The sequence below is a fragment of the Treponema saccharophilum DSM 2985 genome (assembly GCF_000255555.1).
Lineage (GTDB): Bacteria > Spirochaetota > Spirochaetia > Treponematales > Treponemataceae > Treponema_D > Treponema_D saccharophilum.
This window is the reverse complement of the sequence record NZ_AGRW01000052.1, coordinates 59164-85671: the sequence shown is the minus strand read 5'-3', so window position 1 is coordinate 85671 and position 26508 is coordinate 59164. Positions and strand designations below refer to the sequence as shown.

Below are 26508 nucleotides of genomic sequence, written 5' to 3'. Positions count from 1 at the left end.
AAAGGCGGAATATGAACGAACTGAAGCAGCAGCACGACATGGTTATTTCCGGTACCGGGCAGGGAAACATCCTCGCGGAAAAAGACAGGGCGCGGATTCTCGTCGTATCGGATTCCCACGGCGGCAAAGTCATGTTCGCCTCGATAATCATGAAATTCGGGAAGGATGCGGACGCGCTCTGCTTCTGCGGCGACGGCATTCCGGATTTGCTCGGGATGCTCGAGGACTCGCTTTCGCGGGAGGAACTTTCGCGGAACATACCGCCGGTGATAGCGTTCGTGCAGGGGAACGGCGACCAATCGTCGTACACACTTCTGACGGACGAGCGCGTTCCCGTTTCCGTCCCGATACTGCAGACGATTACCGCCGCGGGGAAAAAGATACTGATTACGCACGGCCACCGCTACAACGTCTACATCGGGACGAAGGAGCTGAAGGCGGACGCGGAAAAACTCGGCGCGGACATCGTCTTTTACGGGCACACGCACATAGCGAACGCGCTCATAAAAACGAAAAGAGGCGGCGCGCAGGGAACGAAGCAGAAAATTGCGCTGATAAACCCGGGAAGCTGCTCCCTTCCGAGGGGCGGGCTGCCGCGGACGTTCGCAATCGTCGACGTCTTCAAGGACAAGCCGATTCCCGAGTACAGCTTCTACGAGGCAAAGTGGAACGAATTCGAGGAGCTGACGTTCGTCCCGTTCTGCCCGCCCGCCGGCGAAATCAATCTTTTTTGGTGAACGCAATCCGGTCGTGGCCGGGATACATCAGAGTCGAATCCTTTATATCCGTAAGAATGCGCCCGATGCTGCATTCCAGAAGCCTCTCATCCCCGCCCGGCATGTCGGTTCTTCCGACTGCGCGGAAAAAAATCGTGTCGCCCGTTATTATCATGTCGTCAGGTTCGTTGTAGAGGCATATTCCGCCCGGCGTGTGTCCCGGCGTATGCATGACGCGCCATTTCGCGAGGTTCTCCGAAGCTTCGCCTCCCATTTCCGGAACGCACTCGGCGAGCGTCATCCCCTCAGCCAAAAGCACGTCGGGCTCGCGGATGTTCGACACGAGCGGAAGGTATTTCAGGCTCCCGTAACCGAAGCGCGCGAGATGGTTCGCCTGATATTCCGAGCCGGCTTCTCCAATCATCATCGCGTCGTTCTTGTGGATTGCAAGCTTTGCCCCGGGAAATTCCGCCGACAAGGCGGGAACAGCAAAAATATGGTCGAAATGACCGTGAGTCAGGACAATAAGCACGGGGTCGAGCCCGTTCTCCCTGAGGAATTTGTTGACGACAAGCTCGTCGACGGTATCCATCTTGCATCCGGCGGGATCGACGACAAAAGCCTTGCCGTCGCCGACGGGAACGACGAACGTGTTCACCCCCAACGGCCCGCACACAATCCTGTGGATTTTCTTCTCTTCCATTTGTTCCTCCTCTCATACCACGGAAAACAAAAAAAGCCGTCCGGAAAAAATCTGAACGGCTTCATGAAACGGCAGAATGCCGGATTTTCGCTACTCGATATCGCTTGATGAAGACGACTTCGGCGCCCTCATCGCGAGGATTTCCTCATCGGTCATCTCGGAATAACTCTTCACCACCGTGACCTGCGGCTCCTCGTCGAACTTCTCCTCCGCGGCAGGCTCCTGCGCTGAAACGGAAACCTCCGGCTCGGAAAATTTCGGCTCCTCGCGGACGTCATCGGCGCGCGGGAAGCGTTCCTGCCTCGGCTCCTCAGCCTGCTCGTCTGAACCGATATCGGCGTCGATATCCTTCTGGCGGGAGAAGCTCACGCTGAGCTTGCGCCCGCGATAATCGTAGCCGTTGAGCGCGCTGATTGCCTTCTCCGCGTCGTCCTTGAACAGCTGGACGAACGAGTAGTTCGCAAGCACCTTGATGTCGCCGATGCGCTCCTTCTCGATTCCGGCGACGCTGATGAACAAGCCCACGATGTCGCGCGGGAAGACGCGCCTGTTGCGGCCGACCCCGACAAAAACAGTCGCGGCCATATCAGGCTCTATGTTGATGTGCTGGTAGCGCTCGTGGCGCTCGCGCACCTCGCGCTGCTCGAACTGCTGCTCGGCACCTTCGTCCGCCCTTTCGTGGTCGCGCTCAAACTTTCTTCTGGGGCGGAAATCGTCCCTGTTCTTGAAATTGTTGAAGCGGTAAATCGCACCGCTCGCCTGCTTCAGCACATACGCCGCAACGAAACTGCGCATCGTAAGGGGAACGTTCTGCTTGAAGACCTTTTTCAGGTCCTCGAACTCCTCAGGATTCGATTTAACCTTTGCTACTGCATCCTGAAGAAATGATGCGACCTGCTCCACCGTAACGTCTTCACGTCTGAAAGCCATAATAAAACTCTCCTCAAATTAAAAAAATCTCGCCACATAAAAAGAATGAATCTTCTCAAATCCCAACCCGAAAAGCACCTTCTCAAGCGATTCGGACATGAAAAAATCGGCGACAAAAAAAGTGCGGATGCCGTGCCCGCGCATAAAAGAAACGCAGGTCTCAAAAAGCCGCTCCGCGATTCCCAATCCATGGAAACCATCTTTGACAAAACAGGTAGTTAGAGTTGCTGACTCTCTTGCATCTGCCGGACCCGATGAGAAAAGAAGGCAGCCGACAAAATCATCGGACGCGGTGCGGCACACAAAACCGTCCGCACCGCCGATTTCCCCGAGCGCGCAGCTGGAGCGGATGTTCCAAAAATCCGCAAGCAAGACGCCGGCATCTCCGGGATAAGCCGCCTTCAGCTCATCTTCCTTCTTTTCCGAAAAAATCCTCAGCTCCGATTCGACACAACCGGACTCCGCCTTGCGGTCATACCGGCTGAACGAGAAGCCATCCGAAATCAGGCAGAGAGAGAGCGTATCCCCGTCAGCCGACTTCTCCTGGCTCCAATTCTCACGGAGCGAAGCATACCATTCCTCGACACGCGAACGCATTTTCCGCTCCTTGAAGCGGTGGAAGTCGCGCTCTATATCCGGATGGTTCTTAAGCACATTTTTAAAATTCTTGAACACCCCCCTGCCGTTCGACAGCACGCCGAGCAGCTCGTCCCTGACGGGGGAACTGCAAAGGCTTTTTGCGAACGACTCAAGAAGATTGAACCCGTCGGAAGAGAACCATTTCGGAAGAGAGTAAATGTCCTCCGGACGTATCCCCGAATCCTGCGCGGAATCCGAATCATACGACAGCGACGAGAACGGGACGACCGAGACGCCCTTCTGTGCCGAAGCGACAAGGACGAATTCCTCGGTCTGGTTCTCCATCGCGAAAATTATTTCGGAAATTACCGGTTCGGAAAGCGGGAACATGTTTTCTTCCGACTAGGCGTTCAAATCGCCGCGTTTCGTGACGATTTTTGAAATCAATCCGTATGAAAGCGCCTCATCCGCCGTAAGCCAATGGTCGCGGTCGCAGTCGGCGCGAACCTCGTCCTCGGATTTTCCGGTCTCGTCGGCGATGAGCTTTATGAGCTTCTCCTTCGATTTCGCGATTTCCACAGCCTGAATCTCAAGGTCGGTCGCAACGCCGCGCGCGACGCCGCCGATAAGCGGCTGATGGATAAGATAGTGGCTGTTCGGAAGCCCGAAGCGGCGTTCCTTCGGCACGGAAAGGAGGATTATCGACCCCATGCTGGCGATAAGCCCCGTTCCGATTGTATAGACGGGCGCGTTGATGAAGCGAATCATGTCGTAAATTCCGAATCCGGAATCGATTGAGCCGCCGGGTGAATCGATGTAGATGTAGATTGGTTTGTCCGAGTCCGCCTCAAGGAGAAGGAGCTGCTTGATGATTTTCTCCGCGTTCTCTTCGTTTATCTCCCCGCTCAGTATAATCTGCCGGGTCTTGAGGAATTTCTCCGAAAGCGAATCTTCCTTCTTCTCCTCTTTCTTTTCCTCTTCGTTAAGGATTGTACCCATTCTGTCTCCTCTTTCTTTCCATTCGGATAATATTGAAAAAAACAAGCGGATTTAAACGAAAATCCGCCTGACGTTTCTGAAAATATACTCGAATTACGTCTAAATGGCAAACCGTCGGAAAATCGCGCGATTCCGTCACGATTTCTGAATTGCGCGGATAATATCGCCGAAATCGGATTCGTAATCGCGGTACATCGGCATGACCTTGCGCCTGAATTCGCCGCGCTCCTCGTCGGAAAGCTCGATTATCGTGTTCTTGGCGCCGCGGACGACGCGCTCGGACTCCTCCTCGAATTCGAGCCACTTCCTGAATTCGAATTCCTGCGTCATTTTCGCGCACTCGCGTATGAGCGTGGCATCCTTCTCGCCGAGTTTTTTGAGCGTCTTCTCCGACGCAATCAGGACGTCTGGAACGTAGACGTGCTCCGTTTTCGTGTAGTACGGTGCCGCCTGGTAGTCGCCCTTGCTTTTGTACGTCGAGATGTTGTTCTCCGCGCCGTCGACAAGCCCGTTCAGGATTTTGTTGTAGACCTCGTTCGAGGGAATCCCCGTTATTCCGGTCGCGCCGAGAAGCTCGCAGAACCGCATCATCGCGGGCGACGTCTGGATGCGGATTTTCATGCCGATGACGTCGTCGGCACTATGGACGGGGCTTACCGAATAGAGCGAGCGGACGCCCGAATCGTAGAAGCACAGCCCCTCGATTCCGATTCCCGACTCCTTCATGCTCGAAAGCATCTCGTCGCCGATTTTTCCGGAAAGCACGCCCATGAAATGGTTCTTGTCGCGGAAAAGATACGGCAGATGGATGACGCACAGCTTCCTCACGCGGTTTGAGACGGGCGCGGAGGAGATGCGCGCGAAATCGAGGGAACCGTCGCACAGCGCGCCGAGCGCATCGCTCTCGTCCTCGTAAATCCGTCCGCCGGTGTACACTTCAATCTTGATTCTCCCGCCGGAACGCTCCTCGACGAGCCGCGAGAATTCGCCGCACGCGAGCGCCGTCGGATAGCCGTCCCCCTGCACCTCGGAAAGGCGGAGGACAACCGGGGCAGCCTTACCCCCGATGCAGGATTTTGCGATTTTAACGCAGAAAACAACGGCCGCAGCAGCGACGACAGCCGAAATCACCATCATTTTTTTCATGGCTCAATTCTACATGAAACAACACGATTTTTCAAAAAACGGAGCTTAAATTTGGGGCAGAAACGCGAGAGCGCCGCTTTCTTTTTTGCGCGAATGTTGACAACATCGGAAAATTCACGAAAATCCACAGTCTATGAAAAAGGTGTTTTTATTCATTCTCATCGGTGCCGCTTTTGCGAATTTTGTAACGGCACAGCAGACGGAACAGGGAACGGACTCGGCGGAACAAAGCGCGGAAATCCAATTCGACACCAGCGCGACGGCCGGGGCGGATTCCGGAAGCGGGGGATGGCTCCACGAGAACGACGGGGAAAAGCATTATCTTGCCGCGGCGGGCGGCGTCGTCGCATGGAACGTCCTTCTTTGCTCCTACAACAAGTACATATGCAACGCGCCCTGGGCGCAGGTCGGACCGGACATCTGGGACCATTTCTGGGAGAGGAAATGCGAGTGGGACAGGGACTGGTACTGGACGAATTTCGTCCTCCATCCGTATCAGGGAAGCTTCTACTATATGATTTCCCGCGGCTCGAACCTCAACAGGCTCGAGTCGCTCGCGCTGACGACGCTCGGCGATTTGTCGTGGGAATTTCTGTGCGAGCGGAACGCGCCGTCCTTCAACGACATGGTCTACACGTCGCTCGGGGCGTTCTGCGTCGGCGAGATGCTCTACCGGCTCTCGCTCGAAGCGGACGAAATCCACGACCTTTTTGGAATCGCGATTAACCCGACGCGGCTCTACACGCAGCTCGTGACGAGGCAGAAACCGCGCGGAAAAAGCGGGAACATCCACGAGCTGTCTCTTTCCGCCGGAATCGGAAACAGCGTCGGTCACACGAACCTGCTCGGCTACAAGGGCGACTACGACGCGACTGAAATCTATCCCGTGTTCGCGACGCCGGAGATTTTCATCGCGTACAACGACCCGTACGGGCACGACTCAAACGACCCGTACAGCCAGTTCGAATTCAGGTTCTCGGGCGCGATGGGAAAAGGCTCGGGAACCGGCTCGGACTGCAACTTCGCGGAGCTTGACAAGAAGCTTTTCTACGACATACGAATTCTCAGCGACGGAATGCTCGTCTCGCGCGCGCCCGACTTCGGGGAGAACAAGGACACGACGGTCGGAATCGTGATGGAATACGACTTCGACTGGCATTCGTACTACCTGCTTTCGTCGCTCGCGCCGGGATTCGCCATAAAGCAGCGCATACGGGGGGACGACGCCTCATTCGAATGGCAGGCGCACCTCGCGGGAATCATCCTCGGAACGAGCGATTTCTACTATTACAGAAGGGATTTCGACGAGAAATACGCCGTAGACAACAGGGAAGGAACGTCCGCGCCGTACAATTACAACATCGGAGCGCAGACAATCCTCCGCGCGCGCTACCGCACGGAAAACGGGATGTCTCTCTCGGCGGGGTTCCGCGGATACGCCATGTACGATTTCTACAACCAGCTCCAGTTCCTCATCTCGGGCGAGCGGGGAACGCAGGCAGGATGGGATTTGGTCGGAATCGCGAACATCAGCGCGGAATTCCCCCTTTCCAGGCGCGTCCGAATCGGATTCAACGAGGAGCTCTACACGAAATACGCGATATACAGGAACATCGACGACGTCCTTCAGTTCGTGAACAACGCGACGGTATTCGCGAAGCTCCAGCTGCGCTAGAGAATTCGATTTTTATATTCGCATGGCGCCGTCAGTAAAAACGGCGATTTGCCCTTTCTCATTCCGAACGTGATTTCACGGAAATCGGTTCGGAATGAGACCGAAAAATGCGGGAAGCGTCGTTTCCTTAAGGCTGCATTATGGAAGCACGCTTCATTGAGTCAAAAATCGTGATATACTGTTCCGCATGAAATTTATCAGCACAAGAAATCCAGGACATTCTGTGAATTTCGAGACGGCGGTTCTCGACTGTATCCCCGCTGACGGCGGGCTGTACGTTCCAGAGGAAAGCGCGGATCTCCGCAGGTGGATTCTCTACACCGACGAGAAGACGACATTCGCATCGATAGCAGGCGCCCTCACGTCGGCGTGCATAAACGAGGAATTCAGCCCCATCATATGCGAGACAATCGCGTCGAAGGCGTTTCCGTTCGCGCCGGAACTGAAGCAGATAGACGAGCGGCTGTTCACGCTGAACCTGTTCAACACGCCGACGGGAAGCCACAAGGACTTCGGCATATCATACCTCGTCAACTGCCTAGAGACGATTCTGACGCTGAAAGGCCGCGAGGCTGTCTTCCTCGACGCGACAATCGGGGAGCTTGGGGCAAGTCTCGCACGCGCGCTCAAGGGAAAGAAGCACATAAAGGCGGTACTCCTCTACCCCACGAAACCGGAGCCGAAAATCAGGGGGCTGTGCGAAAGCGACTTCGTGTGGAACGGCGGGAACATCCTCCCGATTGAAATCGACGGGACGGAAGCCGACTGCCACAACATCGTCAGGAAAATCTTCGCGGACAGGAAGCTCGTCGAGTCGTTCAGGCTCACGGTCGCGAACACCGCAAATATCGGAAGGCTTATGCCGCAGTCGTTCTTCTATCCGTTCGCGTTCTCGCGGCTCAAGAAGCTCGTCTGCGGAGACATTTTCTACGCGATGGCGCCGGGAAACTACTCGAATCTCGTCGCAGGATTGTACAGCTGGCAGCTCTCGCTTCCCGTAAACGGCTTCATCTGCCCGACGACAAACGAGCTGAACCTTGATTTGCGCGGTAACTGCGAGGTCATGGATTCGATTGTCGATTTCAGCGGCAGGGAACCGTGCGACCCGGCAAGCCCATCGAACCTGGAGCGGCTCGAATATGTGTTCGACGCGAATTCGATGATGCTCAAGCATTTCATCTTCCCCGCCGACGTTTCGGAACAGGAATCGGCGGCGGCGTGCCAGGAGCTTTTCATGAAATACGGGCTGCACGCGGGAAAGGCGACATCGGAAGCATTCGCGGCGGCAAAGAAGAGGAGCGGCATGACGAGCGAGGACGACGCGGCAGTCGTGCTCGTGCGGCGTGACCATCCGGTCTTCTCGTCCGATTTCATAAAGCACAACATCGGCGAGGCGCCCGACCTTCCCGATAACATACGCGACATCCTTTCGCCGTCAAAAACGGGACGGAATCTCGTCTCGGACGCAGGAGAAGTCATCAGGACGATGGAGGAATTCCTGTAACGGAACGAACGCGCAGGAAAGGCGGAGGCTCGAGAAGAATTCGGAGAGCCTCCGCTTTTTTTTCTGCGAAAATCGGCCGTGTTTCCACAAAAAGCGCATGCTCCGCCCGCGCGCGATGATATTCCGCCTTGCATATGAGGGGAAGACTGATTCAACTACAGAATGATATAATCGCATCATGGAAAAAACACAATTCACACCTTATATTCCGGCAGACAGGATAACGCCGGAATTCACAGCAACATCGGTAATCACGGGCATAATACTCGCGATTGTATTCGGCGCGGCAAACGCGTACCTCGGGCTTCGTGTCGGAATGACGATTTCAGCGTCGATTCCCGCTGCAGTCATCGCAATGGGCGTGACGCGCATCATCCTCAAGAAGAATTCGATTCTCGAAAGCAACATGGTCCAGACAATCGGCTCCGCAGGCGAATCGGTCGCGGCAGGCGCGATTTTCACGATTCCCGCGCTGTTTCTTTGGGCGAAGGAAGGGCTTATCGGCGAGCCGAGCCTCCTCACGATTTCCCTCATAACGGTCTGCGGCGCTGTTCTCGGCGTCCTTTTCATGATTCCGCTCAGGAATTCGATAATCGTTCAGGAGCACGGAACGCTTCCCTACCCGGAGGCGCAGGCGTGCACGGAAGTTCTTCTTTCAGGAGAGAAGGACAATTCCGGAGCGAAGGCGATTTTTGCGGGAATGGGATTCTCCGCGGTCGTCAAATTCGTCATCGACGGGCTCAAGCTCGTACAGGGCGCGATTTCCGTTCCAATCGGATTTCTGAAGACGGAATTCGCGACGGAAATCTACCCCGCCGTCATCGGCGTCGGCTACATCTGCGGAATCAAGATTTCGTCATACCTTTTCGCGGGCGGAATCCTCGCATGGTTCGTCCTCATCCCGGCAATCATCACTTTCGGCGGCTCAAGCACGATTTTCCCGGCGACAGCATCGATAAAGGAGCTGTACGAGAACGGCGGCGCGGGCGCGATATGGTCGAGCTACATCCGCTACATCGGAGCGGGCGCGCTTGCCGCCGCGGGAATCATCAGCCTCATAAAATCGCTTCCGCTCATCGTCCGCACGTTCACGAGCGCGCTCGGCGGCTTGTCGAAATCCGCCGCAAATGGAGCTGACCGCACGGAAAAGGACATCGACATAAAATTCGTCCTCGCAGGATGCGCCGTAATCGCAGTCGCAATATGGCTTCTCCCGCCGATACAGGCAGGAATCATAAGCGCCATTCTCATCGTCATTTTCGGATTCTTCTTCGCGACGGTCTCGTCGAAGATGGTCGGCCTTGTCGGCTCAAGCAACAACCCGGTCTCGGGAATGGCAATCGCGACAATCCTCATCTCGACGATTCTCCTCAAGGTTTCCGGCGACACGGGAAGCCACGGCATGGTCAGCGCGATAACAATCGGCTCGATTATCTGCGTCGTGGCGGCGCTCGCGGGCGACATGTCGCAGGACCTCAAGACGGGATTCCTCCTCGGCGCGACACCGAGAAAGCAGCAGATTGGCGAGCTTATCGGGGCCGTCGTCTCGGCGCTCTCTATCGGCGGCGTGCTCATCCTCCTCGACAAGGCATGGGGATTCGGCTCCAGCGAGCTTTCCGCGCCGCAGGCAACGCTCATGAAGCTTGTCACCGAGGGCGTTATGGACGGGAACCTCCCGTGGGCGTTCGTGTTCCTCGGCGTTTTCATCACGATAGCGGCTGAAATCGTCCGCATTCCGTCGCTCGCCGTCGCAATCGGAATCTACCTTCCGCTTGAGCTGACAGCCCCGATTATGATTGGCGGCGTCATCAGGCACGCAATCGAATCCCGCAACAAGGATTCCGCGAAGGAAAATTCATCGGGCGTCCTCTTCAGCTCGGGGCTTATCGCGGGCGAAGGAATAATCGGAATCATCCTCGCGCTCATCACCGTCCTCGGGCTCGACGGCGCAATCGACCTCTCGTCAGCCAACACGGGAACGGTAGGCGGAGTCGTCGTGCTCGCGCTCATCGTCGCCGCAATCACGAAATTCGCGCTCGTCAAGGCACGCAAGTAGATGAAAAAAGCCGCGAACCTCCTCGACCTCGTCCCCGTTCCGGACGGTCGGCTCAGGACGGAGGCTGACGAGAACGGGAACGCGACGTTATTCGTGGAAAACCGCGGCGCGTTCAACTTCGTCATGCAGAAAATTCTCGGGAAGCCGAGATTCACGCAGATTCACCTCGACGAATTCGGCTCGTTCGTGTGGAAAAATATCGACGGGAAAACGACGGTCGGGGAAATCGCGCGGAAGCTTTCCGAGGAATTCGGCGACAAAGTGGAGCCGCTGCACGCACGGCTCGCCTCATACATGAAGACGCTCGAACAGTGCGCCTTCATCACGATTCGTCATCATGACTGAAAGAGAGCCGCCGTCCGGAAAAACGGACTGAGCGAAAACAAAAAAGGCTGCCCGAAACGGACAGCCTTTTTTTCAGCTCATGTTATTTTGACGAGCGGCGCCTCGTCTTTCTTCCGTCGATTACGGGCGGAAATTCCTTGAGGAATTCGCCGAGCTTGAATTCGGATGCGTCCTTCGCGGAGGAAATCGCGTCGAACATCTTGAGGATGCGCGCCGATTTCTTCTTTCCCGCGCCGAGAAGGAGAATCTCGTGCGCGATGAAAATGCTCGAATCCATAAGCTCGCTCTTGAACCAGACCGTTCCGTCGTATTCGTTCGCGCCCACGAGAAGCCCGGCATCGTCCCCGCCCGCGATGTTCCTCGCGACAATCGAGTTTGCCTTCGCCTCCTTCTCCGTCTCGCCGAACGTCGGCTGCTTCTTTGCCGCAAGCGTGAACGCGCGCTCGAAGAAATTGTACGTCACGAACTCGCTGACGTTCGCATTCTTGAGGAATTCCGAGATTTTCCGGTACAGCGCCCATTCCTTCGCTGCCCCGCGGAGGGCGAGGTCGGCGACCATCGAATAGACGACCGCGAAAAGAAGCCCCTCGTTCTGGGAGAGGATTCCCCCGGCAAGGAACGTCTTGGGAGATTTCGTCGAGAGCGCAATCTGCTTCTCGACGACGGCGGAATTCTTCCTGATTTCCGCGGCGGTGCGTACGATGTGCGCCATCTTCCGCTTGAACTGCGCGAACTGCGTTTTCGGCGAGGCGAGCCGCTTAATCTTGCGCTTGCCGCTTGCCGAAATCGTTTTGTTCGCGATTTCGTAGAACGAAAGGAGGTTCTCCTCGACGAGCGCGCAAATCGAATTCACGTTCGCACGGCGGATTTTTGAGCGCCTCAGCTCCTTCATCGTCAGGAGAAGCGAGCGGACGGCATCCTCAAGCCCCGGAACGAAAACCTTGGAGAACGATTCGTAAAGCTCCTTGTACCGAAGCTCCTGCCATGCAATCTCAAGGTCGCGGATTCCCCGTCCGTCGAGGAACGCGCAGAGCGTGGAAAGCTTCCCGTCAACGTCCTGCTCCTGCCGGAAGTCGAGGAGCACCTGCGTCTCGAACCCGTTGAGCCCGATGAACATTCCCTCGTCTTGAATCTGCCGGCATTTTCTGACGAACCAAAGACCGCTTCTCTGCTCGCGGAAAATGAGGTAGTAGTCGTCGCGCTTCGAAAGCCCCAGCCCGTCGGCGAGCGAGCGCGACACGAGCTTCTTGTCGTTGTCGCCGGGCCCCGTCTTTACGGCGTACTCGCACGACTGCTTTATCCAGCCGAACGCGCGCTCGTATTTGTTGTTGTAGAACACGAGCGAGTATTCCGAGCCGCATTTGTTCGAGTACGCGAAGACGTTCTCGTTGACGCTTCCGGCGCACCACACATCGTAGAAGAGGAAATCATCGACGCCGGAAAAAAGGTAGCGTTTGTGGAGCAGCGGGAAAATCTCTCTTCTGTGGCGGTCGAGGAGGTATTCGTCGGGCTGCTCGTCGCGGTATGCGCGCGTATATTCCATCCCGTATTTCTCCTCGAACCCCTCAAGCTGACCGTGCCCGAACATCGGCAGTCCCGGCATCGTCGCCATAAGCGTGCAGACGCCGAAATACTTGTCGCCCTTGCCGAACTGCGCGACGGCGGTCTCCTCGTCGGGGTTGTTCATGAAGTTGACGTATCGTTTAAGCACCTGCGGGTCGAACTGAATCGTGTTCTTCACCGTCGCGCGGTACTTGAAGTTCTCCTCCTTCTTGAGCATGTTCATGAACGCGCTGTTGTAGACGCGGTGCATTCCGAGCGTGCGCGTGAAGTAGCCCTCCATCATCCAGAACGCCTCGGCAAGGAGGAGCGTGTCGGGAACCTCGCGGGCAACGCGGTCGACGACCTCGCGCCAGAATTCCTGCGGAATCGCATCCTCGAACTGCTGCGGGGAAAGCGCGAATTCGCTTCTCGTCGCGATGTCGCCGCCTTTTCCCGGCTCGGGATACCAGAGGCGCTTTATGTGCTTCTTCGCCAGAACCATCGCCGCGTCGAACCGTATAATCGGGAAATTCCGCGCGACATGGAGGATTTTCTGCATGACTTCCTCGCGCGCCTGCGGATTCAGGAAGTCTATCTGCGCGGTGTCGTTCCACGGCATTCCAGTTCCGTCGTTCCCGTGATAGATGTAGCGCGTGTCGCCGCTCTGGGTGTCGACGCGCTTGAACACGACGGCGCAATCGCTTTTCGAATAGTAATGGTCCTCAAGGTATATTGCCACGCGCGGGTCGTGGCTCAGATTCGGGCCGTTGAACGTGTACTGCGGGAACGGATTGTCGCGGCGCTGCACGAAAAGGTCGGGGCGCTCGACGACCCATCTCGCGTCCATTCCCGTGTGGTTCGGAACCATGTCGCTCGCAAGCCTGATTCCGCGCTGCCAGAGCCTCGTCCGGAGGTTCTCAAGCGCGCGCCATCCGCCGAGATTCTCCGCGATATCGTAATCGTCCAGAGAATACGCGCTCGCCGCCGCCTCGGGATTCCCGCACAGCTGCTTTATCGTCCGGCTCGCGGTGCTTCTCTCCCAGATTCCGATGAGCCACAGCCCCGTGAAGCCCTCGTCGCGGAGCAAATCAAGCTCCTCATCGGGAATCTGGTCGAGCCGCCTAATCTCGCGGTTGTACTTCTTCGAAAGCTGGTAGAGCCACACGAGAACCGTTTTCGCCATCAGGACGACGTTCGGCATCCAGTCGCTGTCCGCGCTAAACCGCTCGTACTCGCGCATGAGGTAGTCGTAGTTTGGGGGAGACATGTCCGGGCTTCCGCCGTTCGTCGGCTTCCACTCCGGCTTCCATTCCTCGGAAAGTATGTCGATTCCGCCGAAAAGACGCCTGAGCCAATAATCCTCGCCCTCTCCCTCGCCCGGAAGGAACAGCTCCGCCCAATGGACGCGGACGTAATCGAGCTGCTGCTGGAGGTTGTCCGGCGCATACGCGACAGGCTCCTTCAGGAACGTTATGAGGTCGTGCGAGAAAGAGCCGAATTTCGGGAGGCTCGCGAAATACTTCTTCGCGACTTCCCACGCCTTGTCGTAAACGGGATTCTCGCGCAGGTTCGAATCGTCAAAAAGCACGCGGAACGGCTTGAACGCGGGATTCTCGTTCGCGAGGCGGAGCATAATCATCTCCTCAAGCGCCTGCTCCCTGTTCGTGCGCACGCGCCCCGTCTTGCGCTCCGTCATCTCCGTGTCGAGGAATTCCTTTACCGAACACTCGCCGTTGTAAACGCATGTCGGAGGAAATTCTTTCGTGAATCCGACGATTACCGACTCGATGCCGTCCTCGCCGAGCGCTGATTTCAGCTCTGAGTGCAAATCCGTGAACGCACAAGCGCAGCGCTGCCGCCGGTAAATATAGCACGCAAGATGGAAAATCTCGTCAAGAAGCCCCATCGCGTTGAGGGTGCCGGCAGATACCTGAGCCTGATTCTGGCTTGCCAGGTACTTGTTGAACCTGACGGCAAAAGCCCTGACAGCGCCTATGTTCGCGAGAATGACGTTCCCGCTCGACTGGTACATCGAATCTGAAAAACCGCACGCATCGCGCACTGCCGCAGCAATGTGGAATTCATTGTACGAACATCCACCGAACAGCTCCGAATCAGATTTCATCATTTCCTCCTTTTTTTCATGGGGACGCGGAAAGCGGCAAAAACGCGCAGCCGCGCCATACTTTTTTTTATTCGGCGTTTTCCGAAAATCCGGATTCCGCCATTTTTTTAACTACCGCCGTGAAATGCAGCATTTTCCGTGCGGATACATTTTTCGATAACGACATCATACCCCGAACGCAGCACGGGCATACGCGCCTACTTGTCATGAGATTCCGCAATGCTTCTGATTTTTCCGACAAGGGACTCGTTTGAGCGGAGCGCGGAGACCGTAACGGGCATTCTCCACGTCCAGTTGAATTCGGACACCGTTCCGGGAATGTTCACGCGCTCGGCCGATGAATCGGGCAAGTAGAGCGAGTCGTCGAGGTAAAGCCAGTCCTGCAGCGGATTGACGAGCCAGACGCCGCGCGTAGACGCGCACGCCGAAAGCACTTTCTCCGCGATGACAGAGTCGAACGATTTCCAGCAGTCCTCGTCCCCGCCGAGGAACGAACGGCAGAACGCGCCGACGGAATCCTTCTCGGTCTCCCACCACTGCCTGAGCGTGGACGAATCGTGCACGCTCGTCGTCACGAGGCTGAGCTTCCGATAATCGGCGAATTTCTCGTACGGCTGCCCCGGCTCGCTCCATTTCCTGCACCAGCGGATTACCTTCAGCCCGAGTATGCCGAATTTCTCCATGACGCGCGGCATTTCCTTTATGACGACGCCCAAATCCTCTCCGCACGGAACCATTTTCGTCGACGGGATAAGGGCAGAGAAAATCGTCTCAGCCTGCTTTCCCCATTTCAGCTCCTCCTTCTCGGCGTTCTCCCTGAAAAGAGAGAGGAGCGCGTCCTTCTCTCCCTGGTCGAGCGAATTCCATGCGCGCGTATCGCTGAATTTCGCATTCGGGACGAACAATCCCTTCTTGACCTCGATGAGCGTCCTGTTGTGCCACCACGCGCACAAAAGCTCCGTAAGCTCGCGCTGAATCTGCTCGTCAAGCCCGAATCCGGAAAGGGAGACGGCGCGGATGTCCAGCTCCGACTTGAAGTCGCGCTTGAAGAGCCACAGCTCCTCGTATCCGATTCTCTCGCAGAACACGGAAAGAATCGCGTGCGCCTTGTCGAAATCGCCCGTCCGCCTGAAAAAATCCTCGGTCGAGATATGCGGCTCCTTGAGCCAGCGGATACGCTCCTTCGAGAAGCCGTATTTTTCGAGAGTCGCCGCGGAAATCGACGAATATGGAAGATGGATTCCGAATTCGGCCGTCCTGTCGCCCTCGGGAACGCCCCAAAAGCGGAAGAACCCCGGTATATGGTCGAGACGGTACGCGTCAAAGTAGCGCGCCGCCTGCGAGAGCCTCATCTTCCACCACGAAAAACCGTCCTTCTCCTGCGCGGCCCAATCGTAAACGGGGAATCCCCAGTTCTGCCCTTTCGGATTGTCGCCGTCGGGCGGTGAGCCGGCGCGGCATTTCTGGCTGAAAAGAGACGGCGTCGCCCAAACGTCGCAGGAATCGTCGTTGAGGAGAATCGGAAGGTCGCACTTGAGCTTGACGCCCATCGCCCGGACCTTTTCCGCGGCACCGGAAAGCTGAATGTGGGCGCAGTACTGCTCCCACGCGTAGAAGCGGTGATTGTCCTTGAGCCGCTCGTCGTACCAGCGCCCGAGAATCTCCTCGCCTGAAAGCCCGACATCCTCCCGGCTCCATTCCTTCCAGCTTGCCTGATTGTATTTGTCCTTGAGGTTCTTGAAAACGCAATACGGCTTGAGCCATTCGGCATTCTGCTCGACGAACAGCGAATATCCCGGCCCATATTCCCGAATAGAGGACTCGTCCGTGTTCATCATGCTGAAATAGATGCTGCGCAGAATGGATTCCTTCAACGTCCTGATTTTCTCATAATCGAACCTCGGCGCGGCAGAAAGCTCCTTGAGCTTGTCGTATTCGGCACGGCATGACGGATTGTGGGACATGCACCTCTCGAAACCGGGAATGTCTTCCATATTTATGAAAATCGGATGCAACGCGAACGCGCTCAGACTTGAATAGGGGGAACTGTGCGTTCCCGTGTCCAGAACAGGAAGGAGCTGGATTATCGACAGCCCCGCCATCTTGCAGAATTCCGCGAATTCAGGGAGAGAGGTGTACTCGCCGATGAAGCCGGACGTCTCAGTCCTCAAGCCTCCGAGGGGAACGACGACACCTGTTGATTTTTTGATTTCCATAAAGGAAAGTATACCACGCTTTCAAATGCTCCGCACAGATATTCACGGCATATATGGAAAATCTGACATTATTTTGCGGGAAAACGACATTGCGAGCCGTAATTCCCCGCAAAAAAACGGGCACAACCGAGCGCTAATTCTGCTTCGACTCGCACCACCGCGCGAATTCCTCGTCGTATTCCTTCGCGAACATCGACCGCTTGTTCCCGAACACGTGTTCCCTCAGCTCGGAGAACCAGCAGACGACGAACGAATCGGAATCGATGTCGAGCTTATCGCGGAAAGAGAGGCGCAGCGTCTCGGGGTCGTAATCGAATCCGACGCCGGAGACGAGCTTTTTCCCGCCGACCATGACGAGCGGCTCGCCGCTCACGTTTCCGTTCAGGATTATGACGGGCGGGTTCTCGTACTCGCCGCGAATTCTGAACACGCGCCCGGATTTGAGCGCCGATTCGTCGCTGAAAACGATGGTCCCGCTCACCGAATCATACGAATACGATTTTTTCGGGATGACGACGCCGGAACCTGAGCCGAAAAGATGAAAAGCCTCCGCCTCGGTTCCGTCGACGTAGCTTACGGAATGGATTTTCGTGAAAACGCACGACGTGTTGACGCTGTTGTCCTCGGAAATCGTCGTGTCGACAAAAGTGCTCACGCCTCCGGAAACGCCGGTGGACGCGCACGAAAAAAACAATGCTGAAGTGAAAAAAAATGCGATAAATTCCCTAGTACCCATGCGAAAAGTATACCATGAAAGAGCGAAACGTCCGAGAGGCGTTTTTTGCAGCGGCACCAGCTCCTATTCTTCGCGCGCATACATCCCAGAAACAGTGCCTGACATGGTTTTATTGTCCGCAGAAATTCTTTTTCGCGCGCTCCGCAACAGCCTTCGTCTCGACAGCATTCCAGGCGGCATTTACGATTCCGGGAACGACCGGAATTACTTTCCATATATTCACCAGACCTTTTTGCCCGAATTTCGTCAAAAAGCGGAATCCGATTTTCTGATTTATCTTCACGAGAATATGCCCGGGAAGTTTTTTCAGCATGTTCAGCGCGATTTTTTCAGAAGCTTTCAGACCGACCTGCTTCACCAAATCGACAATTTTCAGCCCGACCAGGCTTGTGTAAACGAGCGTCTTTACCGCATCCGACTGTATGTCATACCCCCGCATATACGCAATCGCGCAAATCATCCGCATCTGAACATACAATCCCGTCGTGATGTCGGCGGGAATGCTCACGGGCAGCGTTATAAGCCCTCCCAATCCCGTCAAAAAGCCCGTTGTCGCCAGTTTCGCGACTTGATTCGAGACCATATCATCAACAGCCTTCTCCTTGTCGCCGGCAGCCTGCCTTATATATTCCTCGGCGAATTTTTCAAGCGGCTCCGAAAGCGGATGCACGCCGGAAATGACTTTCCCATACACCGCTTCAAGGACGCCGAGACCTTTCTGCCCATTCTCCACCACAGACACTTCACGACTCATATCAGCACCTCCGCCCGCATTATAGCGCGAAACGTCCACGAGGCGCGATTGGCGCGCGTGCGAATTGAGCAACGGGGCGATTCGCTGTAAAATCGAGGAAATTTTTTTACTGAAGGTTTCATCGAAATGGAAAACTCAAAACGCACCGTGACTTGCGGTGAACTCAACAAGTCTGATGTGGGCAAGACCGTCGTTCTCAACGGCTGGGTCCACAGGAACCGTCTGCTCGGCGGTCTTTCGTTCGTTCTTTTGCGCGACCGCTACGGGCTTACGCAGGTCGTCGTCGGGGACAAGGCGAGCGACGAAGTGAAGAAAATTGCCGCGTCACTGAAATCAGAATACTGCGTCGCGATAAAGGGCGTCGTCGCCGCGAGAAGCGAGAAGGACGTGAACCACGACATGGCGACGGGAGAAATCGAGGTCGAGGCGGAGGAAATCGAGATTTTCACGACGTCGGACGTTCTTCCGTTCCAGATTGACGAAGTGCGGCAGAAGGACGGGACCATCTCCCTCCCGAACGAGGACATCCGCCTCAAATACCGCTACCTCGACTTGAGGCGCGAGCCGATGCAGAAGAACATCATCCTGCGCTCAAACGTGACGTTCGCGACGCGCGAATACCTCACGTCGCTCGGGTTCCTCGAAATCGAGACGCCGACGTTCATCAAGTCGACGCCGGAAGGCGCGCGCGACTACCTCGTCCCGAGCCGCGTCCACCCGGGGAAATTCTACTCGCTTCCGCAGTCTCCTCAGCTCTACAAGCAGCTTTTGATGGTCTCCGGATTCGACAAGTATTTCCAGATTGCCCGCTGCTACCGCGACGAGGACGCGCGCGGAGACCGCCAGCCGGAATTCACGCAGATTGATATGGAGATGAGTTTCACGAACCGCGAGGAAGTTCTTTCGACGACGGAAGGGCTGATGCGCCACATCTTCAAGAAGACGCTCGGATACGACCTTCCCGCACAATTCGACAGAATCAGCTGGGACGACGCGTTCGACCTGTACGGAAGCGACAAGCCGGATTTGCGCTTCGGGATGAAGATGCAGGATGCCGCGTTCATGGCTGATTTGTCGGACTTCAACGCGTTCAAGGCGGGCGCGGCGAACGCAGACAAGTCGATCGAGCGGCACAAGCGGAGCGGGCTCAAGGCGCTCGTCGTGAAGAACGTCGCGGACAAATATTCGCGCAAGGCGGTCGAGGCACTCGAGACTGTCGCGAAAATCAACCACGCGAAGGGCTTGGCATGGATGAAGGTGAACGCCGAGGGAAAATTCGAGGGCGGAATCTCAAAATTCTTCGCCGGAAAGGAAGATGAAATCTGCAAAAAACTCGGCGCGGAGAAGAACGACCTCCTCCTTTTCGTGAGCGACGAAAAATGGCAGACGGCCTGCGTCGCGCTGGGCGCCGTCAGGAAGCAGCTCGGAAAGGACCTCAACCTCTACGACCCCGCCGACGAATTCCACTTCGCGTGGATAATCGACTTCCCGTACTTCGCGTGGAACGAGGACGAGAACCACTGGGAGACCGAGCACCACATGTTCACCCTCCCGCAGAAAAAATACTGGGACACGCTCGAAAGCGACCCGGGAGCTGTCAAGGGCGATTTGTACGACCTCGTCCTGAACGGCTACGAGCTTGCCTCAGGCTCAATGCGTATCAACGACCCTGCCCTCCAGCAGAGAATCTTCAAGATTGTCGGCTACTCGGATGAGCGCGCGAAGAAGGCGTTCGGCTTCCTCGTCCAGGCATTCAAGTTCGGAGCGCCGCCGCACGGAGGAATCGCACCGGGACTCGACCGCCTCGTCATGCTCATGAGGCACGAGGAATCAATCCACGAGGTCATCGCGTTCCCGAAGAACAACCTCGCGGCAAGTCCGATGGACGAATGCCCGAGCGAAGTGGACGAGCAGCAGCTCAAAGATTTGCACATCGTCTGCACGGAAAAGGAATCCGAATAGGAATCCGCGCTGAATAAAACATCCCTCCGCCCGCGAAAAACGACACCGGGCGGAGGGATGTTTTGTTTTGGGGCGGCACTTCCCGTTTTCAGCGGATTTTTTCCATCACGGACTCAGCCGAATCGAGAAGCGCGCCCGCGTTCCGGCTGACGCGGGTCATCTCGTCGGACACGGACTCGTTCTCCTCCTTCATCGCGGAGAACTGCGCCGCCGTTTTCCGGACGCTTTCCGTTATGCCGGACAAATTGTCGCCAATCGTATGCCCCAGCGAATTCTGGCTCTCTATCGCCTCCGCCATCCTGCTGAAATTCCTGCTGACGAGGGAGCCGCTTTCCACGATGCGCTCGAACGAATCTTTGACGACGAGCGCATATTTCCGCATCTCCTGAACCATTCCCGTAATCTCCCCGATGACGTCCGAGACTTCCTCCTCGTGCTCCTGGCTTTTCTCCGCGAGGTTGCGGATTTCCTTCGCGACAACGGCGAACCCCGCGCCATGCTCGCCCGCGTGCGCCGCCTCGATTGCCGCGTTTATGGAGACGAGCGCCGTCTGCTCCGTGACGTTCGAGATGAAATCGTTCGCGTAATGGAGCCGCTCCGCGCATTCCGACAACGCCCCGATTTTCGCGTCGAGCTCAGAAAGATGCTCCGCGCCTTTTCCCGAGCTCTCGCGCAAATCGCTCGCAGACTGGATGGAATCGGCGCGGGACGAATCGAGGACGCGGATTTGCTCAAGGAGCGAGGAGATGTGCTTTTCGGACTCCTCGATCGCGGACGTCTGCTCGAACAGCAGGTCGCCGAGAATCCGTATCGAGCCGAGGTTCGCGCTCACCGATTTCCTGACCTTGCCGACGATTCCAGCCTGCGACGACGCGTCGTCCTTCGTCTTCGCCATCACCGCGCTCATCGAGCCGAGAATCCGCGAGAGGAACAAATTGAAGACGGTTATGATGAAAACTGCCATGAGAACCAGGACGAGGGAAATGACGGGGAGGATTCCGCTGAGCATCTCGCCCGCAGTGTAGGGCTTGTACGCGACGAGATACCAGCCGACGGTCGGGACGCTCCGTATCTCGAAAACGCCGCCCGACGTCACGAACGAAATTCTGTCCTCGATGCCGCCTGCCGAAACGCCGTCAAGCTCCGGCAAAAGCTCCGTCACGGAAACCTTCTTTTCGAGGATGCGCTTGTCCGTCGTGCCCGTAACCTCGCCGAGATGGTTGAAGAAATACATCGAGACGTCCGGCTCGATATCCTCGTACAGCGAGTCGAAAAAGCCGTCGAGCGGAATTCCCGTCCCGCAAATTCCCGCCGGATGCCCGTCGCCGGAATTCACCACGGCATTTATCCAGAGGTTCGTCTTCTTCAGCTCGGAATTGTAGTTTATGTTGAAGTTGTACGGTTTCCCGCATTCGAGCGTCATGGAATACCAGTACTGCTCCGGCTCAAGCGGATTGACGATGTATGCCGGACGGCAGTCCGAATAGAACATTTTGTCGGTGTCGGAAACCCAGAAAACGGAATTGCTGAGGAACGAATCCTGAAATGACGCGAATTCCCTCACCGCGCCGTCGCGTATCCTGTCGTCGTACGGATGCACCATAAAATCGAGCACGGCGGGGGATTTCGTCATCTGCATCACGAGCGCAATCTGGCTGTTCAGCCCGCTTTCGAATTCAAGAGACTTCATCTGCACGAGCTGCGCGAGGCGCGCACATGTACTCTGGTTGAACGAGTGGCGCGAGCCGAGAACGACAATCATAACGGCGACAACTGCCGTCGCGATTATGAAAGCCGCGGAGAAAAAAAGAATCTGCGAGCGATATGATTTTTTCCTGAAAAATTCCATGACACCATGATACTTTAGAATCCGCAAAATGCAAAAAATACAATGTAAAATGTTTAGACCTGTTCTGAAATTGTGGTTTCCGAACAGGCTTCTTGAGTTGTCGGAACATCGCAAAAAAACGGATTCTTCTCCGCACGGAAGCCCGTGTCAGCGCATCTTTTCCGAAAAGCAAAAAAAATCCGCCCGAAACGCGGGCGGACACATCTGTCTGCAATGACGCGGACCCCTGTCACTTCACGGCAGGAGCATTTGAATTCACGACGTAGCTTTCCCCGTTCGTGAACGGCTCAATCGCGACAATCTTGGAAAGCCACCCCTGAGCCTCGGACTTTGTCGTGCACGGCCCGACGCGGACGCGGTATTTCATCTTGCCGTCGGAGTCAATCGTGAAGACCTCCGCCGGCATCTTGTTCTTTATGAGGATTGCGCGCGCGCTGTCCGCCTTGTTCTTGTCCTCGAACGAGCCGACCTGAACCCAGAATTTGTCCGCGAGCGCGCCGCTTTTTGACGCGGAGGTTTTTGCCGAAGAAGCTTTTTTCGCGCCTGACGAAGCCGGCTTCGACGATGCCGTCTTTGAGGGGCGAGAATCCCTGTCCTTCGACTCAATCTGCGCCGCGGTGAAGTCGTTTTGCGCCGTCACGCTCGGGCTTTTCACGATGTTGTTCAAATCAATCGTCGTATCCCCGTCATCCGAATCATTCCCGCTGCCCTCGAAGTCGGACGGAAAGACGCTGTCGGCGACCGGTGAGGAAGCTTTCGGCTCGCCTTCCTGGGGAGCAAGCCCGATTCCGTCAAGCGTCACCACATCGGCACTTTCCGCGCCGCTCGTGCCCTCGTAATCGGAAGCGAACGGGGAAAGCGGGGTGTCCGAATGGTACGCACCGTCCGGAATCGCCCCGGAATTGATGTCGCTGACTATCCATCCGCTCGACGCCTCGTATCCGGAGCGCTGGTTCTTCCCGCTTTTGCTTATGTCAGATGAATACAGAATTATCGCCGCGCCAACGACGACAAGGAGGAACACTCCCGCCGCCGCCATTATCCACAAAGTACGCCTCTGGTTGTTGTTCTGGTTTTTGTCGCTCATTTTTCCCCTCGTTTCGCACGTTCGATTTTTTCCATGCATTCCGCGATGTTCCGTTCCAGAACCCGCAAATCTCCCGTGTTTTTCACCCTATATGTATCGGCATTTGATTTTTTATATTTAGAGAAGAGATTTCTCTGCGCCCAAAATCGGGCAAGAATCCGCCTGAACGGAAGCGCGTCCCGCCGGCGCGCCCTCAGAAGCCTGACGAAAAACGGCGCGTCGACGAAAATGACGGCGTCGCATTCGGCAATGCACCCGATTTTATGGAGGACGGTCGCGTTTATCACGGCATCCTGCCCCCGAGCGCGGCATCCGGAAGCGAACGCGCGGAGCCTCCTGTCGACTTCAGGAAGGACAATCGCCTCCTGCCGCGAAAGAAACGCCTTTTCAGAGAACACGAGCGCGCCCAGGCTCCTCCTGTCGAGCGAACCGTCCGGGCGGACGAGCCGAATCCCGCGCTTTTCCGCATCGGCAGAAAATTCCCCGACGATTCTTTCCACGACGGACGAATCCCCGAGGATTTCATGGACGACGGAATCCGCATCGACCGCGGCGAACCCTTTTGCCGAAAGGATTTCCGACGCGGCGTTTTTCCCCGCCGCCATTTTTCCCGTAACGCACAGTATCAATGGAATTCCCCCCATTTCTTCCCCACCTCGACGGAGACGCGCAGCGGGACGGAAAGCCTGTACGCGTGCTCCATCTTGTCGCGGACGAGCGCCACCGTATCGGAAATTGACTTTTCGTCGTCGTCGCACTCGAAAATCAGCTCGTCGTGCACCTGAAGGATGAGCCGCGCACCGGTCGGGTTCTCGGAAAGCGCGTCGTCTATGTCTATCATCGCCTTCTTCACGATGTCGGCAGCGCTTCCCTGAATCGGGGAATTCTTCGCCATGCGCACGGCAGCCTCGCGCACCGTCTTGTTCGAGCTTGCGATGTCGCGGATTTCGCGCCGGCGCCCAGAAATGGTCGACGTGAACCCGGTCGATTCGGCATCGCGCACCGTCTTTTCGAGGAATTCCCTGACGCCCGAATAGATTCCGAAATACGCCTTTATGAATTCGTCCGCCTCGTGGAAGCCGATTCCCAAATCGCGGGCAAGGCGGTACGCCCCCATCCCGTACATTATCCCGAAGTTGAACGTCTTCGCGCTGCGCCTCATCTCCGCCGTCACCTCCCCAATCGGGACGCCGTAAATCAGCGACGCCGTCGATTTGTGCACGTCGACGCCCTCGTTGAACGCGCGGCACAGGTTCTCGTCGCCGCTCAGATGCGCGAGGACGACAAGCTCAATCTGCGAGTAGTCCGCGCTTATGAGGACTTTCCCGCTGGCGGCGGTGAACGCGTTCCGAATCCGCCTTCCCTCCTCCTCGCGAACGGGAATGTTCTGCAGGTTCGGGTCGCGGCTGGAAAGGCGCCCCGTCGCCGTTCCCGTCTGCATGAAATTCGTGTGGATGCGCGACGACGAGTCGACGAGATTCGGGAGCGCCTCGACGTACGTGGAAAGGAGCTTCGATTTTCCGCGGTAATCCAAAATCTTCGCGACGAACGGATTGTCGACAAGCTCCATCAGAGACTCCTCGTCCGTGGAATATCCGCCGCTCTTCGTCTTCCGCTTTCCCTTCAGCCCCATCTCCTCGAACAGGACGACGCCGAGCTGCTTCGGGGACGCGATGTTGAACGAATGCCCCGCCGCGTCGAATATCTCCCTTCTGATTTCGGAAAGCGCGCGGGAAAGCTCCTCCCGGTATGTTCCGAGCGCGCCGGTGTCGAGATGAACCCCGGCCGCCTCCATGCCCGCGAGAATCGGGAGAATCCGCATTTCCGTGGCGAACACGCCGGAAAGCCCCGCCTCGGAAAGTCTCCCAGAAAGGACGGAATACAGCTGGAGCGTGAAGTCGGAATCCTCCGCGCTGTACTGCGCCGCGACTTCGACAGGAACGTCGGCGAACGTCTTCCCCCTGTCCACGATTTCGCTGAATTCGGTGCCTTTGAGCGAGAGAATTTTCTCGGAAAGGCTCTCGAGCGAGAACGAATTCTTCTCGCTGCGCCCCGGCTCAAGAACCCACGCCGCAATCATCGTGTCGAAAACGCTGCCGCACGGCGGGAAAACGATTTCGCCGTCGTCCGCGCCGCCGGAGGAATCCCCGTCATCGAGGCAGGCGAACAAATCGAGCTGGCCGTCCTCGCCGGCTTTCGCGCGGCTGTTCCTCTCAGCCACGCACGGGCCGCCTGAAAAACCGTTTGCGGCGAGAACCTCGATGTCGAACTTCGCGTTGTGCATGACAATCGTCGCGCCGGAGGAGAACAGCTTTTCGAGGCAGGCGAACGCGTCGTTTTTCTGCATCGCGCCACCGCCCATCAGCGGCACGTAGAATCCGCTTCCCGCCTCAAAGCTGAAGCTGAACCCCACGATGTTCGCGCTCCACGTGTCGAGCGAATCCGTCTCCGTGTCGAACGCCACGACGCCCTTTCCGATTGCGCAGGAGAAAAGCGCGGAAAGCTCGTCCTTGTCCCTGACGATTTTATAGTCGCCCTCGTTCTTCTTCAAAGGAACAGACTCGCTTTCACTATCTTTTCCGCGCGAAAGCTCGTCGAACAGCCCCGCAGCCTTCGGGAGCGAGAATTCGCGGAGCTTCTTCGCCGCCGCGGAATAATCGAGCGAGGCGACGGAAAGCGACTCGAACGAGAACCCGTCGCCGAGCGGAACGTCGTAGCGGAGGGCGACGAGCTTTTTGGAGAAGAACGCGTTCTCCTCGTCCGCGCGGACTTTCTCGCCGACAGCGCCTTTTATCTCGGACGAATGCTCGTAGAGCGCCTCGACGGAACCGTATTCCTTTATGAATTTCACCGCCGTCTTCCCGCCGACGCCCTTGACGCCGGGAACGTTGTCGGCGGTGTCGCCGGTAAGGCTCAGGATGTCGCAGATTTTTTCCGGAGGGACGCCCCACTCCTCCTCGACGAGCGCGGAATCGACTTCCTCCCACATCTTCGTCTTGTCTTTTTTTCCGGGACGCAGAATCCCCACGTTCCCGCCGACGAGCTGGAGCAAATCCTTGTCGCCGGAAAGGACGAAAACGCGGAACCCCTCAGCGGATGCCCTGCGCGCGACCGTCGCGATGACGTCGTCGGCCTCGAATCCGTCGGAGCGCACCGCCGTTATGCCGAGCGCCGCCATTATCTCCTCAATCCAGGGGAACTGCGCCTTCAAATCGTCCGGCGTCTCCTGCCTGTTCGCCTTGTATTCCGGATACATCTCGTGCCGGAACGTGGGAACGCGCGAGTCAAGCGCGACGACGAACATGTCCGGCCTGAAATTCTTCAGCGTCAGCGCGAGGTTGTTGAAAAAGCCGTGAACGGCGGAAATGTTCTCGCCGGCCCTGTTCGTAAGGGGCCGTTTCACGAACGCGAAATACTCGCGGTATATAAGCCCGTAGCTGTCGAGAATGAACAGCGTCTTTCTTCCATCTTTCCCGCAATCAGCCGGCGGGTTCCCCGAAAAATCCAAACTTTCCATAAAACGCATTATATGATTTATAGGTGAAAAAGTCGTTCCCGCCAAAAAGCCCCGTTCGAAATCGCGC

General features: G+C 56.6%; 19 protein-coding genes. 6 read left to right on the top strand and 13 right to left on the bottom strand.

The genetic code is table 11. The features are described 5' to 3' along the window. Window positions 1-11: 11 nt before the first annotated feature. Complete coding sequence (locus TRESADRAFT_RS11140; protein ID WP_002705774.1) at window positions 12-737, top strand: YfcE family phosphodiesterase; 726 nt, start codon at window positions 12-14, stop codon at window positions 735-737. Here TRESADRAFT_RS11140 and TRESADRAFT_RS11135 read toward each other — a convergent pair. From TRESADRAFT_RS11135 to dctP, 5 genes are all read right to left on the bottom strand, one after another. Beyond that, entirely contained in the window at window positions 721-1419 is a 699-nt protein-coding gene (locus TRESADRAFT_RS11135; protein ID WP_002705773.1) for an MBL fold metallo-hydrolase, read from the bottom strand. The two genes, TRESADRAFT_RS11140 and TRESADRAFT_RS11135, sit on opposite strands and share 17 nt — an antisense overlap. Window positions 1420-1509: 90 nt before the next feature. After that, entirely contained in the window at window positions 1510-2349 is an 840-nt protein-coding gene (locus TRESADRAFT_RS15315; RefSeq protein WP_002705772.1) for a DbpA RNA binding domain-containing protein, read from the bottom strand. Between the two features lie 18 nt (window positions 2350-2367). Then, entirely contained in the window at window positions 2368-3273 is a 906-nt protein-coding gene (locus TRESADRAFT_RS11125; protein ID WP_159100062.1) for a GNAT family N-acetyltransferase, read from the bottom strand. Between the two features lie 57 nt (window positions 3274-3330). Then, window positions 3331-3927, bottom strand: a complete 597-nt coding sequence (locus TRESADRAFT_RS11120; protein ID WP_002705768.1) for an ATP-dependent Clp protease proteolytic subunit — start codon at window positions 3925-3927, stop codon at window positions 3331-3333. Window positions 3928-4062: 135 nt separating this feature from the next. Continuing rightward, entirely contained in the window at window positions 4063-5073 is a 1011-nt protein-coding gene (gene dctP / locus TRESADRAFT_RS11115; RefSeq protein ID WP_040842985.1) for a TRAP transporter substrate-binding protein DctP, read from the bottom strand. Window positions 5074-5206: 133 nt separating this feature from the next. On the opposite strand from dctP, the gene TRESADRAFT_RS11110 reads away from it, so the two are divergent. The 4 genes from TRESADRAFT_RS11110 to TRESADRAFT_RS11095 all read left to right on the top strand — a co-directional run bounded on the left by TRESADRAFT_RS11110 (window position 5207) and on the right by TRESADRAFT_RS11095 (window position 10653). Continuing rightward, the gene (locus TRESADRAFT_RS11110; RefSeq protein ID WP_002705765.1) at window positions 5207-6748 is read left to right on the top strand and encodes a DUF3943 domain-containing protein; all 1542 of its coding nucleotides are present in this window, start codon (window positions 5207-5209) and stop codon (window positions 6746-6748) included. 187 nt (window positions 6749-6935) lie between these two features. Continuing rightward, window positions 6936-8252: a PALP domain-containing protein gene (locus TRESADRAFT_RS11105; RefSeq protein WP_040842983.1), complete on the top strand. Its 1317-nt coding sequence runs from the start codon at window positions 6936-6938 to the stop codon at window positions 8250-8252. Between the two features lie 178 nt (window positions 8253-8430). Next, the gene (locus TRESADRAFT_RS11100) at window positions 8431-10308 is read left to right on the top strand and encodes an OPT family oligopeptide transporter (RefSeq protein WP_002705761.1); all 1878 of its coding nucleotides are present in this window, start codon (window positions 8431-8433) and stop codon (window positions 10306-10308) included. Further along, on the top strand, window positions 10309-10653 hold the full coding sequence (locus TRESADRAFT_RS11095; protein WP_002705759.1) for a PqqD family protein: 345 nt from the start codon (window positions 10309-10311) through the stop codon (window positions 10651-10653). 82 nt (window positions 10654-10735) lie between these two features. Here the strand turns inward: TRESADRAFT_RS11095 and TRESADRAFT_RS11090 are convergent, their stop codons facing one another. From TRESADRAFT_RS11090 to TRESADRAFT_RS11075, 4 genes are all read right to left on the bottom strand, one after another. Next, the gene (locus tag TRESADRAFT_RS11090) at window positions 10736-14320 is read right to left on the bottom strand and encodes an alpha-amylase family glycosyl hydrolase (protein WP_002705757.1); all 3585 of its coding nucleotides are present in this window, start codon (window positions 14318-14320) and stop codon (window positions 10736-10738) included. A gap of 197 nt (window positions 14321-14517) precedes the next feature. Further along, a complete protein-coding gene (locus TRESADRAFT_RS11085; protein ID WP_002705755.1) occupies window positions 14518-16536 on the bottom strand; it encodes a 4-alpha-glucanotransferase in 2019 nt (672 codons plus the stop codon). Between the two features lie 133 nt (window positions 16537-16669). Next, window positions 16670-17272, bottom strand: a complete 603-nt coding sequence (locus TRESADRAFT_RS11080; RefSeq protein ID WP_002705753.1) for a hypothetical protein — start codon at window positions 17270-17272, stop codon at window positions 16670-16672. 109 nt (window positions 17273-17381) lie between these two features. Then, window positions 17382-18026: an EcsC family protein gene (locus TRESADRAFT_RS11075; protein ID WP_002705752.1), complete on the bottom strand. Its 645-nt coding sequence runs from the start codon at window positions 18024-18026 to the stop codon at window positions 17382-17384. A 126-nt stretch (window positions 18027-18152) separates the two neighbouring features. Between TRESADRAFT_RS11075 and aspS the strand changes: the two genes are divergently transcribed. Beyond that, window positions 18153-19988, top strand: a complete 1836-nt coding sequence (gene aspS / locus TRESADRAFT_RS11070) for an aspartate--tRNA ligase (protein WP_002705750.1) — start codon at window positions 18153-18155, stop codon at window positions 19986-19988. Between the two features lie 88 nt (window positions 19989-20076). Here the strand turns inward: aspS and TRESADRAFT_RS11065 are convergent, their stop codons facing one another. From TRESADRAFT_RS11065 to polA, 4 genes are all read right to left on the bottom strand, one after another. Further along, entirely contained in the window at window positions 20077-21837 is a 1761-nt protein-coding gene (locus tag TRESADRAFT_RS11065) for a methyl-accepting chemotaxis protein (RefSeq protein ID WP_002705748.1), read from the bottom strand. A gap of 229 nt (window positions 21838-22066) precedes the next feature. After that, window positions 22067-22924: an SPOR domain-containing protein gene (locus TRESADRAFT_RS11060; protein WP_002705746.1), complete on the bottom strand. Its 858-nt coding sequence runs from the start codon at window positions 22922-22924 to the stop codon at window positions 22067-22069. Next, the gene (gene coaE / locus TRESADRAFT_RS11055; RefSeq protein WP_002705744.1) at window positions 22921-23568 is read right to left on the bottom strand and encodes a dephospho-CoA kinase; all 648 of its coding nucleotides are present in this window, start codon (window positions 23566-23568) and stop codon (window positions 22921-22923) included. The genes TRESADRAFT_RS11060 and coaE overlap by 4 nt, the downstream gene beginning before the upstream one ends. Then, on the bottom strand, window positions 23550-26441 hold the full coding sequence (gene polA / locus TRESADRAFT_RS11050) for a DNA polymerase I (RefSeq protein ID WP_002705743.1): 2892 nt from the start codon (window positions 26439-26441) through the stop codon (window positions 23550-23552). Before polA ends, coaE begins: the two co-directional genes overlap by 19 nt. Window positions 26442-26508: the final 67 nt, after the last annotated feature.

Bases quoted from the DNA above. Each gene is read 5' to 3' on its own strand.
- TRESADRAFT_RS11140 (WP_002705774.1), top strand. From the start codon at position 12: ATGAACGAACTGAAGCAGCAGCACGACATGGTTATTTCCGGTACCGGG.
- TRESADRAFT_RS11135 (WP_002705773.1), bottom strand. From the start codon at position 1,419: ATGGAAGAGAAGAAAATCCACAGGATTGTGTGCGGGCCGTTGGGGGTG.
- TRESADRAFT_RS15315 (WP_002705772.1), bottom strand. From the start codon at position 2,349: ATGGCTTTCAGACGTGAAGACGTTACGGTGGAGCAGGTCGCATCATTT.
- TRESADRAFT_RS11125 (WP_159100062.1), bottom strand. From the start codon at position 3,273: ATGGAGAACCAGACCGAGGAATTCGTCCTTGTCGCTTCGGCACAGAAG.
- TRESADRAFT_RS11120 (WP_002705768.1), bottom strand. From the start codon at position 3,927: ATGGGTACAATCCTTAACGAAGAGGAAAAGAAAGAGGAGAAGAAGGAA.
- dctP (WP_040842985.1), bottom strand. From the start codon at position 5,073: ATGAAAAAAATGATGGTGATTTCGGCTGTCGTCGCTGCTGCGGCCGTT.
- TRESADRAFT_RS11110 (WP_002705765.1), top strand. From the start codon at position 5,207: ATGAAAAAGGTGTTTTTATTCATTCTCATCGGTGCCGCTTTTGCGAAT.
- TRESADRAFT_RS11105 (WP_040842983.1), top strand. From the start codon at position 6,936: ATGAAATTTATCAGCACAAGAAATCCAGGACATTCTGTGAATTTCGAG.
- TRESADRAFT_RS11100 (WP_002705761.1), top strand. From the start codon at position 8,431: ATGGAAAAAACACAATTCACACCTTATATTCCGGCAGACAGGATAACG.
- TRESADRAFT_RS11095 (WP_002705759.1), top strand. From the start codon at position 10,309: ATGAAAAAAGCCGCGAACCTCCTCGACCTCGTCCCCGTTCCGGACGGT.
- TRESADRAFT_RS11090 (WP_002705757.1), bottom strand. From the start codon at position 14,320: ATGAAATCTGATTCGGAGCTGTTCGGTGGATGTTCGTACAATGAATTC.
- TRESADRAFT_RS11085 (WP_002705755.1), bottom strand. From the start codon at position 16,536: ATGGAAATCAAAAAATCAACAGGTGTCGTCGTTCCCCTCGGAGGCTTG.
- TRESADRAFT_RS11080 (WP_002705753.1), bottom strand. From the start codon at position 17,272: ATGGGTACTAGGGAATTTATCGCATTTTTTTTCACTTCAGCATTGTTT.
- TRESADRAFT_RS11075 (WP_002705752.1), bottom strand. From the start codon at position 18,026: ATGAGTCGTGAAGTGTCTGTGGTGGAGAATGGGCAGAAAGGTCTCGGC.
- aspS (WP_002705750.1), top strand. From the start codon at position 18,153: ATGGAAAACTCAAAACGCACCGTGACTTGCGGTGAACTCAACAAGTCT.
- TRESADRAFT_RS11065 (WP_002705748.1), bottom strand. From the start codon at position 21,837: ATGGAATTTTTCAGGAAAAAATCATATCGCTCGCAGATTCTTTTTTTC.
- TRESADRAFT_RS11060 (WP_002705746.1), bottom strand. From the start codon at position 22,924: ATGAGCGACAAAAACCAGAACAACAACCAGAGGCGTACTTTGTGGATA.
- coaE (WP_002705744.1), bottom strand. From the start codon at position 23,568: ATGGGGGGAATTCCATTGATACTGTGCGTTACGGGAAAAATGGCGGCG.
- polA (WP_002705743.1), bottom strand. From the start codon at position 26,441: ATGGAAAGTTTGGATTTTTCGGGGAACCCGCCGGCTGATTGCGGGAAA.